11 protein-coding genes and 3 pseudogenes are annotated in these 13,527 nt (G+C 68.5%); 6 read left to right on the forward strand and 8 right to left on the reverse strand.

From position 1 onward, the window contains the following. Positions 1-238 precede the first annotated feature (238 nt). Complete coding sequence (locus ACFVWD_RS47755) at positions 239-469, reverse strand: hypothetical protein (RefSeq protein ID WP_389604626.1); 231 nt, start codon at positions 467-469, stop codon at positions 239-241. A 542-nt stretch (positions 470-1,011) separates the two neighbouring features. Here ACFVWD_RS47755 and ACFVWD_RS47760 point away from each other — a divergent pair. The 3 genes from ACFVWD_RS47760 (at position 1,012) to ACFVWD_RS47770 (ending at position 2,672) form a co-directional block, all read left to right on the forward strand. Then, entirely contained in the window at positions 1,012-1,458 is a 447-nt protein-coding gene (locus ACFVWD_RS47760; RefSeq protein ID WP_389604628.1) for an ATP-binding protein, read from the forward strand. A gap of 111 nt (positions 1,459-1,569) precedes the next feature. Then, entirely contained in the window at positions 1,570-2,145 is a 576-nt protein-coding gene (locus tag ACFVWD_RS47765; protein WP_389604630.1) for a TetR/AcrR family transcriptional regulator, read from the forward strand. Between the two features lie 326 nt (positions 2,146-2,471). After that, positions 2,472-2,672 carry a hypothetical protein gene (locus ACFVWD_RS47770; RefSeq protein ID WP_389604631.1) on the forward strand — a complete coding sequence of 67 codons (201 nt, stop codon included), beginning with the start codon at positions 2,472-2,474 and terminating at the stop codon, positions 2,670-2,672. 384 nt (positions 2,673-3,056) lie between these two features. Here ACFVWD_RS47770 and ACFVWD_RS47775 read toward each other — a convergent pair whose 3' ends face one another. From ACFVWD_RS47775 to ACFVWD_RS47800, 6 genes are all read right to left on the reverse strand, one after another. Then, a complete protein-coding gene (locus ACFVWD_RS47775; RefSeq protein ID WP_389604633.1) occupies positions 3,057-3,530 on the reverse strand; it encodes a DUF1348 family protein in 474 nt (157 codons plus the stop codon). A gap of 398 nt (positions 3,531-3,928) precedes the next feature. Further along, positions 3,929-5,107 carry an acyl-CoA dehydrogenase family protein gene (locus ACFVWD_RS47780; protein WP_389604635.1) on the reverse strand — a complete coding sequence of 393 codons (1,179 nt, stop codon included), beginning with the start codon at positions 5,105-5,107 and terminating at the stop codon, positions 3,929-3,931. A gap of 2 nt (positions 5,108-5,109) precedes the next feature. Continuing rightward, positions 5,110-6,312, reverse strand: coding sequence for a CaiB/BaiF CoA transferase family protein (locus tag ACFVWD_RS47785; protein WP_389604637.1), 1,203 nt, complete (start codon positions 6,310-6,312; stop codon positions 5,110-5,112). Continuing rightward, positions 6,305-7,951 carry an acyl-CoA dehydrogenase family protein gene (locus ACFVWD_RS47790; RefSeq protein ID WP_389604638.1) on the reverse strand — a complete coding sequence of 549 codons (1,647 nt, stop codon included), beginning with the start codon at positions 7,949-7,951 and terminating at the stop codon, positions 6,305-6,307. The genes ACFVWD_RS47785 and ACFVWD_RS47790 overlap by 8 nt, the downstream gene beginning before the upstream one ends. A gap of 31 nt (positions 7,952-7,982) precedes the next feature. Then, on the reverse strand, positions 7,983-9,326 hold the full coding sequence (locus ACFVWD_RS47795) for an MFS transporter (RefSeq protein WP_389604640.1): 1,344 nt from the start codon (positions 9,324-9,326) through the stop codon (positions 7,983-7,985). A gap of 140 nt (positions 9,327-9,466) precedes the next feature. Then, on the reverse strand, positions 9,467-10,372 hold the full coding sequence (locus ACFVWD_RS47800; RefSeq protein WP_389604642.1) for a LysR family transcriptional regulator: 906 nt from the start codon (positions 10,370-10,372) through the stop codon (positions 9,467-9,469). 80 nt (positions 10,373-10,452) lie between these two features. Between ACFVWD_RS47800 and ACFVWD_RS47805 the strand changes: the two are divergent. The 3 genes and pseudogenes from ACFVWD_RS47805 to ACFVWD_RS47815 form a co-directional block, all read left to right on the forward strand. Then, positions 10,453-10,536 (forward strand): annotated as a pseudogene (locus ACFVWD_RS47805) (AAA family ATPase); the annotation flags it as partial. A gap of 414 nt (positions 10,537-10,950) precedes the next feature. After that, positions 10,951-11,300 (forward strand): annotated as a pseudogene (locus ACFVWD_RS47810) (hypothetical protein); the annotation flags it as partial. A 58-nt stretch (positions 11,301-11,358) separates the two neighbouring features. Beyond that, the gene (locus tag ACFVWD_RS47815; RefSeq protein WP_389604671.1) at positions 11,359-12,165 is read left to right on the forward strand and encodes a nucleotidyltransferase domain-containing protein; all 807 of its coding nucleotides are present in this window, start codon (positions 11,359-11,361) and stop codon (positions 12,163-12,165) included. 440 nt (positions 12,166-12,605) lie between these two features. On the opposite strand, the pseudogene ACFVWD_RS47820 reads toward ACFVWD_RS47815, so the two are convergent. Then, a pseudogene (locus ACFVWD_RS47820) lies at positions 12,606-13,505 on the reverse strand (questin oxidase family protein). Positions 13,506-13,527 lie beyond the last annotated feature (22 nt).

The raw sequence follows: 13,527 nt of genomic DNA on the forward strand, positions 1-13,527 counted from the left end.
CCTCCGTGCGGTGCAGTCCTAGACAGCTCCACCACACCGGAGGTCTTCGCCATGATCAAGACCCGTTCGTGTCAACAACGCTCGTGATCAATACATCTAGGGCCTGTCCGGCGGATCATGCAGGTCACCGTGGGCTGTAAGGTCACGGGCGGCGCAACCTGCACGGGCAAGCGCCAGATGAGGGCTGTTGGTCGTGTGGCCGGACTCATGGGCCGTGGTTGATCGATGAGCACGGCGGTCACAAGATCCGTCGGACAGTCCCTAGGTCGGTAGCCGCCACGGCGATCAGGAGGTTGGCTGGGCCGGTGGTGGCTGCGGCGAACCGCACCTGAGGGTGGCGGTTGACGGGCGGGCCGGTCTCGTCCAGTCGGCCGGGACTCACGTTCATCCACGACAGCACCTCGGCGTGCACGCCGAGCAGCACCAGGCCCATCTCGGTGGCCAGTCGCAGGACCCGGCCGCATGCCAAGGTGTTCAGGAGGCGACGGACCGTGAGCGAGGGCCCGCCCGCCCGGCAGGCCAGTTCGGTGTACGTGGGCCGGCCGTTCTCGGCGAGCGCCCTGGTCAGGATGTGCGCGTGGGTGGCGCCGGGGTCAGCGCCTCCCTACGGCCACTGTCGTACGCATCCACGCCCCGCCTCGCCCTCCGGATTCAGCAATCTCCTCATCACTCTTGCATGCAGAACCGACGTTCTATACCTTGAGATCAGACCGCGAGAACGAACGTTCTCCAGTGGGGCTCACGACGCCAACGCCGGTGACCGCGGAGACTGCCGGTTCCATCGCCTCGGCTCTGACGCCCACCCAGCCCAGGGCCGTTGGCAAAGAAGCCGCCGGCCGTAAGCCTCCCTCAACTCGGGGCACGGAAAGTTCAATGGTGCGTTCCATGACCCTCTCGCAAACCGCAACGCAACTCCCGCGGACGGCCCCGTGCGCGTCCAACGAGCAGCCCCGGACCGCCCGTGCGACGTCTGTGTCGCCTTCCGTTCATACGGACGTGGACCGGCACGGCGTGATCGCCCTTCCCGCCGAAGAACGCTGGGTGTGCACAGTCCGCCACTTTGCGACGGCTCTTTTGGTCCGATGGGGCGTCGCCCCAGAGGATCAGGACTCCGTCCTGCTGATCGTCGGTGAACTTGCGGGGAACGCAGCCCTGCACGGACGGGCCGACATGACCGTGAGCCTCACATTCGAAGGCCGGACCGTGTGCGTCGAGGTTGCAGACTCCGGCGCCTCGGCGTGCTCGCCCGACCCTCGCTGCGCCGATCCGTGCGATGAGCGCGGCCGCGGCGTGGGCATCATCGAACTCCTGGCGGACTGGACCGAAACGCTTGCGGAGCGGGATCGCCGATGGGATCGCGCCGGTCTTCGAGTAACCACCGCACCGGCCGAGTCGTCCCAGGCCTTGTGCTCGCCTCAGCAAGGCAGTGGGCAGAGCGGGCAGCACGCCCGGCCCTGATCTGGGCACCTGCGCACAGGGCGACAAGCCGGCCCACGCTCGGGAATGTACCTTGCAGCTTGGTGCGCTATATCGTGGGAGAACGGTGGTTTTCGAAATGAGGTGGTCGAGGTGGAACTCGAAACGACTGAGCAGCAGGTCCTCGACGCTGCCGAGGAACTGTTCTACGGCCAAGGCATCCAGTCGGTGGGAATGGACGCGATTCGCGCCGCCTCCGCAGTGCCTCTCAAGCGCCTTTACCAGGCCTTCCCCTCCAAGAATTCCCTGGTCGAGGCGTACCTGAGGCGGCGGGACGCGAGGTGGCTCCGCGATCTTGCCCAGCACGTGGATACCTACGAGTCACCGACGCAACGGATTCTGGCGGTCTTCGACTGGCTGTTTCTCTGGTTCAACGAGCCAGGATTCCGCGGCTGCGGCTTCATCAACTCCTTCGGGGAACTGGGAGCGACCTCCCAGACTGTGGCCGATATTGCGAGAGCCCACAAGAATGCCTTCCGGCGATATCTTGGCGATCTTGTAGCCGCCGCGGAGGCGCCCACGTGGCTGACCGACCACCTCGTCCTGCTCGCCGAGGGCGCGATGACCACAGCGGCCATCTCCGGATCCCCTGAGCCCGCCCGTCACGCCAAGGACGCCGCACGCATCTTGCTGCGGACCGCTCGCACAGGGATCGATGTCACCGTCTGAGGACGCAACTGCCTTCACACACAGCCTGCCTTCGCGTTCCCCAAGGGGTGCTCCCCGGGGGCATGACGCACCTGAGACCGATCCTTCGGAGTCGACACCCTGCCGATGGATCTTGAAGGTCCGGGGAGGGGTGCCCACGTGGGACTCCGATCTCCGTACCCGGAGGAGGCCAGGAATGATGCCGCCGCCTCGTACCGGGCGGCCGGCGACACGTGCGCGCACGCGGCGGATCTTGGGACCACCGGGGACACGCTGCGCACATGGATGGGCAAGGAGATCTCCGGTCCAGACGGTGCCCGAGCAGCCTGTCGGACGGCGATGGCGGCGTGAGCCTGGCCGCCCCGGTCGAGCCGGAGAACACCTGGGCCGCCCAGAAGGTCCGGATCGGCCGCGTCGCCAAGGCCACGCAGGCCGAACTCGTCGAACGCCGGCGCACCCGGATCGCAGCGGTCGACACCTTCACGAGCGACACCGCGGGCTCGGTCGTCGCCTCCATCTCGGCAGACGCCACCACCAACGTCCCGTAACCCACGGCCACCCCCGCCGGGTGGCGGGGGCCAGGCAACTGGCCGCTCATCAGCGGGAGATCGGCGTGCGATGGCGCGCCTGCCCGGCGCCCGTCAGGCGCAGCTCGCCCTGGCCCACCCGCAATGTGGCGACACATACGCCCGGCTCGCTGCGCGCCTCGACATTGCGACCGTCCACCGCTACATACATGAGGCCATGGAAGTGGTGGCCGCCCTGAAGGGCTGGCGCCTGCTCCGGAAGCTCCGCCGCAGCACCAAAAGGCCGTCGTCGTCCTTGATGTCGCAGAGTTCGCCCGGCGATCTGTGCCGCAGGTGTGGCCCTTCGCCCACGGAACCGCCGTAGATCCAGTGTTGGACCTGGACATACGGCGCGGCACCGGGCAGTCAGAGGCCGAGGTCGCTCAGGCCGGGATGGTCGTCGGGGCGGCGCCCGAGGGGCCAGTGATACTTGCGCTCCGACTCCTTGATGGGGACGTCGTTGATGCAGGCATAGCGTCGCCGCATCAGGCCGTTGTCGTCGAACTCCCAGTTCTCGTTGCCGTAGGAGCGGAACCAGTTGCCCGAGTCGTCACGCCATTCGTAGGCGAAGCGCACGGCAATGCGGTTGCCGTCGTAGGCCCACAGCTCCTTGATGAGCCGGTACTCCACCTCCCGGTCCCACTTGCGGGTGAGGAGGGCGATGATCTCGTCGCGTCCGGTGGCGAACTCCGCGCGGTTCCTCCAACGCGAGTCCACGGTGTATGCCAGGGCGACCTTTTCCGGGTCGCGGGAGTTCCAGCCGTCTTCTGCCAGGCGGACCTTCTCGATGGCGGTCTCCTGGTTGAACGGCGGGAATGGCGGGCGTGGATTGTCGGTCATGTTGTTTCCTTGGGTTTGTGCCGTATCGCCACAGGCGGGTGTGTGGGCCGTTGACGCGTACCGCAGAGAACGTTCGTTCTCATTTACATGGAACTATACGAGAACGCTCGTTCTCGCGCAAGGGGATCGCTCTCGGCGCGGATGAAGCCGGGCGGTCCGCCGCGGTCCGCACCGACGGACGATACGTATACGTCCGCAGCCTCTCCACCAGGTCCTGGAGGAACGCATCCACCCCCGAGGCCGCCACCGGATCAGCTCGGGTTCGGGCTGCTCGCGCTTCCCGTCGTGGTCTCCGGCCCTGAGGTGAGACCAGCCGAGAACAGCTGGTGCCGCGGTGACCCGGGCGCGATGCGAGGACATGCCAGTCCCTAACTGGGGAGATGTGCCTGTCCGGACTGTCAGCGGAAGGCCGCGTGCCCCGTCAGTGCCTGACCGAGCGCGAGTGTGTGCATTTCGGTGGTGCCTTCGTAGGTGAGGACGGACTCCAGGTTGTTCATGTGCCGGATCACCGGGTACTCCAGCGAGATGCCGTTGGCGCCGAGAATCGTGCGGGCGGTGCGGCAGATCTCGATGGCCTCGCGCACATTGTTGAGCTTGCCGAAGCTGATCTGCGCAGGCTGGATTCCCGGCCCGTCCTTGAGATGCGCCAGGTGCAGGGAGGTGAGCGTGGCCTTGTGCAGTTCCAGGGCCATGTCGACGAGCTTCTGCTGCGTGAGCTGGAAGGCGGCGAGCGGCTTTCCGAACTGCTCGCGCTGAGCCGCGTATCGAGCGGCCGCCTGCCAGGCCGAGCGTGCCGCACCCGTGACGCCCCACACGATCCCATAGCGTGCCTCGTTCAGACAGGTCAGCGGCGCGGACACGCCACGCGCGCCGGGCAGCAGCGCGCTCGCGGGCAGCCGCACGCCGTCCAGGACCAGTTCGCTCGTGATACTCGCCCGCAGCGACATCTTGTGTTTGATCTCGGGCGCGGAGAAGCCCGGCGTCGCGGTGGGGACGACAAAACCGCGGATGGCGTCGTCGGTGCGCGCCCATACGACCGCGACCTCGGCCACCGAACCGTTGGTGATCCACATCTTGCGGCCGTCGAGGATCCAGTCGTCGCCGTTGCGGCGGGCCCGGGTCCGCAGGGACGACGGGTCCGAGCCGTGGTCGGGCTCGGTCAGGCCGAAGCAGCCGATGGCCTCGCCCGCCGCCATCCGCGGCAGCCACTCCCGCTTCTGTTCCTCGCTCCCGAACCGGTGGAGGGCGAACATCGCGAGGGACCCCTGTACGGAGACGAACGACCGCAGCCCCGAGTCACAGGCCTCCAGTTCGCGGCAGGCGATGCCATACGCGAGGGCGGACATACCCGCGCAGCCGTACCCCTCCAGATGCATGCCGAGCAGGCCGAGTCTGCCGAAACTGCGGGCTATTTCCGGCAGGTCGGGCAGCTCGCCGCGCTCGAACCAGTCGGCGATGTGCGGCTCGATCCGATCGGCGCAGTACTGACGGACCGTGTCGCGTACGTCCCGCTCATCGTCGCCCAGGAGGGGTTCCAGACCGAGCGGATCGGCGGGGTCGAGCAAGGGGAAGGGCATGTTCAGTTTCCCTGGGTCTGGTGCGGAGTGCGGTCGAGCAGTCGGGCGATCTCCGCCTCGCCGTAGCCGAGTTCGGCCAGTACGTCCTGGCTGTGCTGTCCCAGCGTGGGCGGCGCGGACCGCACGGGCGGGCGCTCGCCGCGGAAGCTCACCGGGAAGGCGACCTGCTGGAGCATGCCGACGACAGGATGGTCTGCCTTCTGGACGATGCCGAGCGCCTCGGTCTGCGGGCAGTCGTAGACCTCGTCGAGGGTGCGGATGGGGGTGACGGGCACGCCGGCGTCCTTCAGCAGGCCACACCAGTGGGCCACCGTAGCGCCGGTCAGGACCGCACTCAGCTCGGTGTTGAAGGCGCGGCGGTTGTCGACGCGGGCGCGGTTGCTGGCGAACCGCGGGTCGTCGGCCCACTCGGGGTGGCCGAGGACCGCGGACAGCCTGCGGAACTGGGCGTCGTTGCCGACGGCGATCACGAAGTGCCCGTCGGAGGCCGGATACGCCTGGTACGGCACGAGGCTCGGGTGCCCGGAGCCGAGGCGGGCGGGCCGCTCGCCGGTGGCGAAGTATCCGGTGGCCCAGTTGACGTGCAGGGCGAGCAGCGACTCGTACAGCGAGGTCGTGACGTACTGCCCGCGTCCGGTCCGCTCGCGCTCCACGAGCGCCGAGGTGACGCCGATGATCCCGAAGAGCGCGGCGCCGAGGTCGCCCATCGCGTATCCCGCGCGCACGGGCGGCCCGTCGGGCTCGCCGGTCAGGGACATCAGGCCGGCGGAGGCCTGCGCCACCATGTCGTAGCCGGGTTCGTCGCGCAGCGGACCACTCTCGCCGAAGGCGGAGATGTGCAGCACGACCAGGCGTGGGTAGCGCTCGCTGAGCCCGCGGTAGTCGAAGCTGCGGGCCAGCGAGCTGCCGGGGCGGAAGTTCTCGACGACGACGTCCGCGGTGGCAATCAGCCGATGCACGGCCTCCTGGCCTTCGGGGGACTTGAGGTCGAGAGTGAGGGAGCGCTTGCTGCGGTTGGCGGCCAGGAAGTATGTGGCGTCAGGGCCCTGGAACGGTGGGCCCCAGTTACGCGTCGGGTCGCCGCCCTCGGGGTGTTCGACCTTGATGACGTCGGCGCCGAGATCGGCGAGGGACATCGTGACGTACGGTCCGGCGAGAATCTTCGACAGATCGACGACACGCATTCCGGACAGGGGCTCAGACATCTGCGACCTCCTTGGCGTCGGTCAGCGGCACCTCTCCGCCGTCGGCCACCTCGGCGAGGCGGTCGAGGGCGGGACGGGGCAGCGCGCCCGGGTCGATGAGGAGCGCTCGGTAGGTGTGGGCGACGAGCAGCTTGCGGGCATTGCCGGTGGCCCACCACTCGTAGTCGCCCTGTTCCAGGAGCAGCGTCGCCATGACCGCGCGGCCGAGCTCGTCCGCGTACCGTCCGATGCGCATCTCCTGTTCGTCCTCGGGGAGTTCGAGGATCTCGTCGCCCTTGGTGCGCAGCGAATGCCACAGGTCGCCGAGCCGGGGGCCGTAGGTGTCGGCGAGGGCGTGGTGGGCGTCCGCCTGTCGCATGCAGCGCAGAACGTCGAGCGCGATGACGTTCGAAGAGCCCTCCCAGATCGAGCCGAGGTGGGCGTCGCGCAACAGCCTGGGGTCGACCCAGTCCTCGATATAGCCGTTGCCGCCACGGACCTCCATCGTCTCGCCGGTGACGGAGCGGGCACGCTTGCACAGGGTGAACTTGGCGAGCGGAGCGAGGACCCGCACCAACTCGCGGGCCGCGCCGTCGCCCGCGTCCGCGGCATCGAGGCGGGCGGCGGCTTCGAGTACGAGGCCAAGGGCGGCCTCGGCGTCGAGCAGCAGGGGCAGCAGGGTGGCCCGCATCAGCGGCTGTTCGAACAGCGGCCTGCCGAAGACCTCGCGCCGACGGGTGTGGTTCACGGCTTCGCGTACCGCGCGGCGCATGAGCGCGGTGGCCCGCATCGCGTTGGACAGCCGGGAGACATTGAGCATCTCGGCCATCTGCGCGAAGCCGTGGGTGAGTTCACCGACGGGAGTCGCGTACGCGTCTTCCAGTGTGACTTCGCCGCTCGGAATGGACCGCGAGCCGAGTTTGTCCTTGAGCCGGTCGATGCGGATCGCATTGCGGCAGCCGTCCGGGCGCAGCCGCGGTACCAGGAACATCCCCAGTCCCCGGGTGCCCTCGCCCTGTCCCGGCACGCGCGCCAGCGTGAGGATGACGTCCGCACCCGGGTTGGACGCGAACCACTTGCGGCCGCTCAGCGTCCAGTGCGTGCCACGGTCGGTGGCGACGGTCGACGTCAGGCCGACATCCGTGCCGCCCTGCTGTTCGGTCATGAACATCGCCCCGGTGGCGCGCCGTTCGGGGTCGGTGGACGTGAGCGCCGTGATCTCAGCGGCGTGCCGCTCGGGGTCGAAGAGAAGCAGCACGCGGGCGGCCGAGTCGGTCATCGACAGCGGGCAGGCCATGCCGAACTCGGACTGGACATAGAGGTACGACAGTGCGTACTTCACGGTGTGCGGGGTCTTGGTGGGCCAGCCGTGGACGCCGGGGCGGTGAGACATGGCGGCGAGACCGAAGCGTTCGTAGGCGATCTCGGCCAGCCGGTCGTGCGCCGGGTGGAAGTCGATCGCGTCGATGCGCTCGCCGTCCGGGGCGTACGGGCGCAGGCGCGGCGGGTTGGCGTCGGCGAGCCTGGCCTGCCGGTCGATCTCGCCGGCCGCGAGCGCACCGAGTTCGACGAGGAGCGGTTCGATGCGTGCACGGTCGTCGGGGGCGAGGACCCGGTCCAGAAGCAGACGCAGGGCCGGGTCCTGTTCGGCGTAGTTCATCGGGGTGGTTCTCCTGGAGGGAAGGGCCTGCTCAGGCGAGGGATGCGGCGGGCTCCGGGGAGAGGGCGAGGGCCGTCTGACCGGTGCGGGCGAGCAGCGGCAGTACACCCGCGAGTGTGATCACGACGTATCCGAGGCCGAGAGCGACGACGGACCAGATGGAGCCGGTGGAGGTGAGTAGGTACTGGGAGACAATCGGGGCCGTCCCGGCGAACAGGGCCGTGCACACCTGGTACGAGAGGGACATGCCCGTGTAGCGGATCTCGACGGGGTAGACGCGGGCGAGGATTCCCGCAAGAGCCGCGTAGTACATGGCGTGCGGGAAGGTGGCGAGTCCCATGCCGAGGACGGCGAGCCAGAAGTTCCCGGTACCGACGAGCATGAACATCAGCGGCAGCAGCACGAATTCGGGCAGCAGCATCCACAGCACGGCCTTGCGCACCGGCCACCTTTCGGCGATGACCGCGCCGAAGGGCTGCACCAGCACCTGAACGACGAGGGCCAGCGAGATGACGGTCAGGAAGGTGGACTTGTCGAAGCCCAGATCGGCGGTCGCCCAGGACAGCGCGAACGTCGTCTTGACGTAGGTGATCGCGACACCGGCCGTGCCCGCGAGCACACCGAGCACGACGAGCAGCGGGTAGGTGGTGAGCACGTCCTTGATGGGGAGCTTGGAGGTCTGCTTCCGTTCCAGGGCGGCGGCCATCTCAGGGGTCTCGGTGAGCCGCAGCCGGAGGAACAGGCCGACGGCGACGAGAACGGCGGAGGCAAGGAAGGGGACGCGCCAGCCCCAGGACTCGAAGGCGGCGTCGGGGAGCTGGGCGATGCCGAGGAAGGCGAGCGTGGCGAGGAGGTTACCGACGGGGGATCCCTGCTGGGCGAAGGCGCCGTAGAGCAACTTCCGCTTGGGCGGGGCGAATTCGGTGGCGATGAGCACGGCGCCGCCCCACTCGCCGCCCATGGCGATGCCCTGGATCAGCCGGAGCAGCACCAGCAGGATCGGGGCGGCGGCGCCGATCTGCGCGTATCCGGGGAGCAGGCCGACGCAGAAGGTGGCGCCGCCCATCATGGTCAGGGTGACGACGAGGGCCGTCTTACGACCGCGGCGGTCGCCGAAATGCCCGAAGATCAGGCCGCCGAGGGGGCGGGCGAGGAAGCCGATCCAGAACGTGGCGAAGGCGGCGAGGGTGCCCACGGCGGGCGAGGCGTCGGTGAAGAAGACCTTGCCGAGGACCAGCGCGGCGGCCGACCCGTAGATGTAGAAGTCGAACCATTCGATGGTGGTGCCGATGAAGGCGCTGATCCCGGCGCGACGCGCTTCACGCGTTGAGGGTTGAGCGGCGGGGGGTCTGGGGGCGGGGGTGTCTTGCTGCATGACGAGCGTCCTCTCGTAGCGGCAGATCCCGCGAAGGCGACGGGGCCGAGCGGCCGTCCCCAGTCCTGGGCGGGATTCAGGCCACTGTGCACCCCCGGATTAGGACATGTCCAAGACCAAAAGAGCTCTCCGCCGAGACGTCATCCGTCATAATCATGCGGAGTGGGAAGCACTCGCTCGGCGACGCGCAGCACTGCCTTGAGCGCCGCCGATGGATTGCCTGTCCGCCACCCGAGGGCGATCGGCAGCACCGGCACGTCGTCTCCGGCCAGCGGCCGGAACACCACATGCTCCAGGCGGATGGCACGCGCCGACTCGACCACGACGGCGAGGCCCACCCCGGCACCCACCAGGGCGAGCAGGTTGTACGAGTCGGGGGCCTCCTGGACGATCCGCGGTGCGAACCCGGCCTCGTGACAGGCCTGCACCATGGCTTCGCGCACCGCGGACCCGCGCGAAACGGGGAAGGTCACAAAGGGCTCGTGCGCCAGGTCGGCGAACGCGACCTCCGCTCGCTGCGCGAGCGGATGGCTGTCCGGCAGGGCGAGCGCCAGCCGCTCCATCTGTACCACTCGGGTGCTGATCCCGCGCCGCACCGGCAGGGCCACGAAGCCTACGTCCAGCGAGCCGTCCGCGATCCGGCCGAGGGCCTCACCGGTGTACGTCTGACCCTCGAGGACCAGCTCGATGCCGGGCAGTTCGGAGGTGACGGTCCGGGTGAGCAGGGGCAGCGCCGAATAGCTGCTGGCGCCCGCGAAGCCGATCGTCACTCGGCCGACCTCGCCCAGATGGGCGGCCTGCACGGTGCGGCGCACCGCGGACGCCTCGGCCAGCAGGTGCCTGGCGGGCTCGAGCAGCGCCTGCCCGGCGGCGGTGAGCCGCACGGAACGGGTGGTGCGGTCGAAGAGCTTGACCCCGAGGTCTCGTTCGAGCAGCCGGATCTGCTGGCTGAGCGGCGGCTGGGCGATGTGCAGCCGCTCGGCGGCCCGCCCGAAGTGCAGTTCCTCGGCGACGGCGACGAATCCGGAAAGGTGACGTAGCTCCACCCCACAGACAATGCCAGGGATTGGGCGGCTCAGACCTCGGCAACCCCATAATCGGGTCCGCGACGACATTGAGCTGGACCCGCCGCGGTGCCGAGTCGCTGTTCCAGGTTCTGACCGAGCGGGAGGAGGAGCACAGCGTCGCCATCGCCTCGAGCGAATCATTCAGGAAAGCGCACATGTTCCGGTGAACTCGTGGGAGGTTCTGCCGAAACATCATGGGCTCGATAGCGGCGGCCGACGCCGCCTTCTGCCGGGTGGAGAGGTTCGGCGGCGGTTCGAGGTGTCTCCGCCAACGGGCTGACGCCACCGCGCCGGCAACAGGTGAAGCACTTTGACCACGGTGTCCCCAAGATGGCCGGCTTCGGAGAGGAACACTGCCGCGAGCGCGAAGCAGTGCTGCCGGTCGATGATGCCGGCCGGGGCCCCGCGGCGCTCTGTTTGAACGCCCGCGATGCCACCCGGGTCAGAGCGGCGACATCGAACGGCCGTGGGCGGAGGCCGTCTTGGGCAAGTCAGCGACTGCTCGCGGTGATGCGGCAGGACGCACGACGGGGGTGGTGTCGACCTCAAACAGGTCGCTGAGCCTGGACGCCGGGTACGACTGCAGCATGGTCCACCTCGACCTGGACACCAGGGGGGTTCATCGGCCTGGTCGCCGAGCGCGGCGCCAAGACCCCGATCCAGGCAGGCGGACGCTGGGTCGTGCAGCGCACGAATTCCTGGATGAGCAGCTTCGGCAAGCTCCGCCGCTGTACCGAACGACGAAGGGCGCCAGTCGAGTTCTTCATCGCCATGGGCGGTGCGGCGATGCGGCGATGCGGCGATGCGGCGATGCGGCGATGCCATCGTCACCGTCCGATATCTGATCGGACGCGCGTGGATCGTCCATCGCTGGACCACCCGCCCTCGAAGCCCCCGCATCCGATGACCACCAGCGGAAACGGCTGGCCCGAGGCGCTGGCGACTGACAGACTCGCTCCGTGCGGATGATCATCGAGGACATGGCCAACCGCCTGGCCGAGGTGCCAGGCGTAGTCGGAGTAATGCTCGGCGGCAGCCGGGCACGCGGCGAGCACCGGCCGGAATCAGACTGGGATCTCGGCGTCTACTACAGTGGCGGGCTCGATCTCGCCGCGTTGCGCGCATTGGCCGGACCCGATGTGGAGGTGGCCGGCCCGGGCAGTTGGGGGCCTTGGGTGAACGGTGGTGCGTGGCTTCAGGCCGACGGCGTGGCGGTGGACTGGATCCTGCGGGACCTGGACCGGGTCGAGCAGGTGTGGGCAGACTGCTGCGAGGGCCGGTATGAGGTAGGCGTACAGGCAGGTCATCCGCTCGGGTTCTGGTCACCGTGCTATGCGGGCGAAGTAGCGCTCGGTCAGGTACTGGCTGACCCGAGCGGCGAACTGGCGGACCTTCGGCGCCGGACCACGACCTACCCTGAGCCGCTGCGCGTGGCGTTGACGGCGGGAGCCTGGGAGGCGGAGTTCCTGGTCAACGCCTCAGCGAAGGGCGCGGCCCGGGCAGACACGCTCTACGTCTCGCTCTGCCTGTCCCGGGCCGTGGGCGTGCTGGTGCAAGCATTGTTCGCAGACGATCGGCGTTGGTGCCTCAATGAGAAGGGCGCGCTGGCTGTCGCCGAGACACTGCCGGGTGCCCCGACCGGCTTCGGCTCGCGAGTCCGCGGCTTGCTGGGAGCACCCGGCGAGACTGCAGAGTCGCTGGCAACAACGGTGACCGAGGCGCGGGCGCTCGTCGAGGAGGCCCTCACCGCGCTGAAGAGCCACACAGAGTAGAGCAACAGGACGTGCCCTATGCCCGGGGCTCCCGTAGGCCGCAGAAGCAACCCGGAATGCGCAAAGACCTACCGGCAGATGCCCTTGCCCAGGCTGTGAGAAGGGAGCTCACGAGAGCAGTGCCGGCGGTGAGCATCACGAACAGCCACGGGCTGTCGGTCACCACGGTTCTGTCTAGTCCCCCCACCTTTGTCACCTCGGTTGTGCTCCCCGTTGTATGACCTTCCGCAGGGAAGATCCTGATCGAGCCGTGAGGTGGTAGTTGTGCTGGTCGGGGGTGGGGCAGAGGCGTTCGTGCTCCTGGTATGGATGAGCACGCAATTCGGCTCTGTCGGGGATCTCGGGACGTCGGCGGGATCATGGGCTGTGGAGGTTGCGTCTGCGGAGGAGGTCAAGGTTGACCCGGCCGAAGCCCATGTGCTCGTGCAGCTTGGCTCTGGTCAACTGCCCTCGACCTGGAAAGAGCTCCAGTGCGTGGACAAGTCGGCGGTGACCGCGTCCTGTTGTGGGCGTGACAGTTGCTTTGCTGACAGTGGCCAGACCAGCGGTTCACTCGGCTCGACGGAGCGTAGAGCCGCTGCCAGTGCCTGTTCATCGCCGATGTCGAGAGCCGTGTTGGTCAGCTTGATGACGTGTTAGTCGCCGTGCGCCAGGGCCCGTTCGAAGACCTCTTCGGAGGTGAAGGTGCCTGGTGGGGTGTACGCGATCGGGGCGTGGGGTGCGTACATCGTGGTCACCGCCGCAGATGCGGTCCAGGCAGCCCGCAGACTCGGTACCCACAAGGCATGCGGGAGCGCGGGCAGGGTGCGCAGGACGGCGTTGGGGGCTGTGGCGGCGCTGTCGGCGCCGGGCAGCGGGGCGCGGTCCGTAGCGAGGCGGTAGCGGGCGGCCCAATAGCCGAGGCCGTGGGCGAGCTCGGCCAGACGGGGCTCAGTGCCCTGGTCGGCCAGAAGAGTCCGCACGGCGTGGCCCACCCGGATCACCGGGTGCGTCGAGCCGCCGTACATGCCGGGCAGGAGACGGGGCCACCACTCGGTAAGCACATCGCGCCAGGGGCGCTCGGCGATCTCGTGGCCGAAGTAGTCGATCCAGTCGGCAACGCGGCGCGCATCGCCAAGACCTAAGCGCCAGTTGGCGTTGGTGACCGGCTCGATGCCGGACGGGAACTCCTCAAGTTTGCGTGCGTACAGGTCGAGCCATCGGTGCACCGAGCCGGCCTGTCCATGCGCGGCGAGGGCCTCAACAGCCATCGGCGCGTGGCTGGTGAGCCGCCCAAGTCGCTCGGGCCCTGAACTGTGCGGTCGCTGGAGCGCCTCGTCGAGAATGCCCGTCGTAACCATGGTGAGGACCGTAGGCGAGGCG

The organism is Streptomyces sp. NPDC058086 (genome assembly GCF_042885015.1).
Taxonomy (GTDB): Bacteria; Actinomycetota; Actinomycetes; order Streptomycetales; family Streptomycetaceae; genus Streptomyces.

What these genes read in the sequence shown, in the direction of transcription:
- ACFVWD_RS47775 (WP_389604633.1), bottom strand. Translation starts at nt 3,530, where the DNA reads ATGACCGACAATCCACGCCCGCCATTCCCGCCGTTCAACCAGGAGACC.
- ACFVWD_RS47780 (WP_389604635.1), bottom strand. Translation starts at nt 5,107, where the DNA reads ATGCCCTTCCCCTTGCTCGACCCCGCCGATCCGCTCGGTCTGGAACCC.
- ACFVWD_RS47785 (WP_389604637.1), bottom strand. Translation starts at nt 6,312, where the DNA reads ATGTCTGAGCCCCTGTCCGGAATGCGTGTCGTCGATCTGTCGAAGATT.
- ACFVWD_RS47790 (WP_389604638.1), bottom strand. Translation starts at nt 7,951, where the DNA reads ATGAACTACGCCGAACAGGACCCGGCCCTGCGTCTGCTTCTGGACCGG.
- ACFVWD_RS47795 (WP_389604640.1), bottom strand. Translation starts at nt 9,326, where the DNA reads ATGCAGCAAGACACCCCCGCCCCCAGACCCCCCGCCGCTCAACCCTCA.
- ACFVWD_RS47815 (WP_389604671.1), top strand. Translation starts at nt 11,359, where the DNA reads ATGATCATCGAGGACATGGCCAACCGCCTGGCCGAGGTGCCAGGCGTA.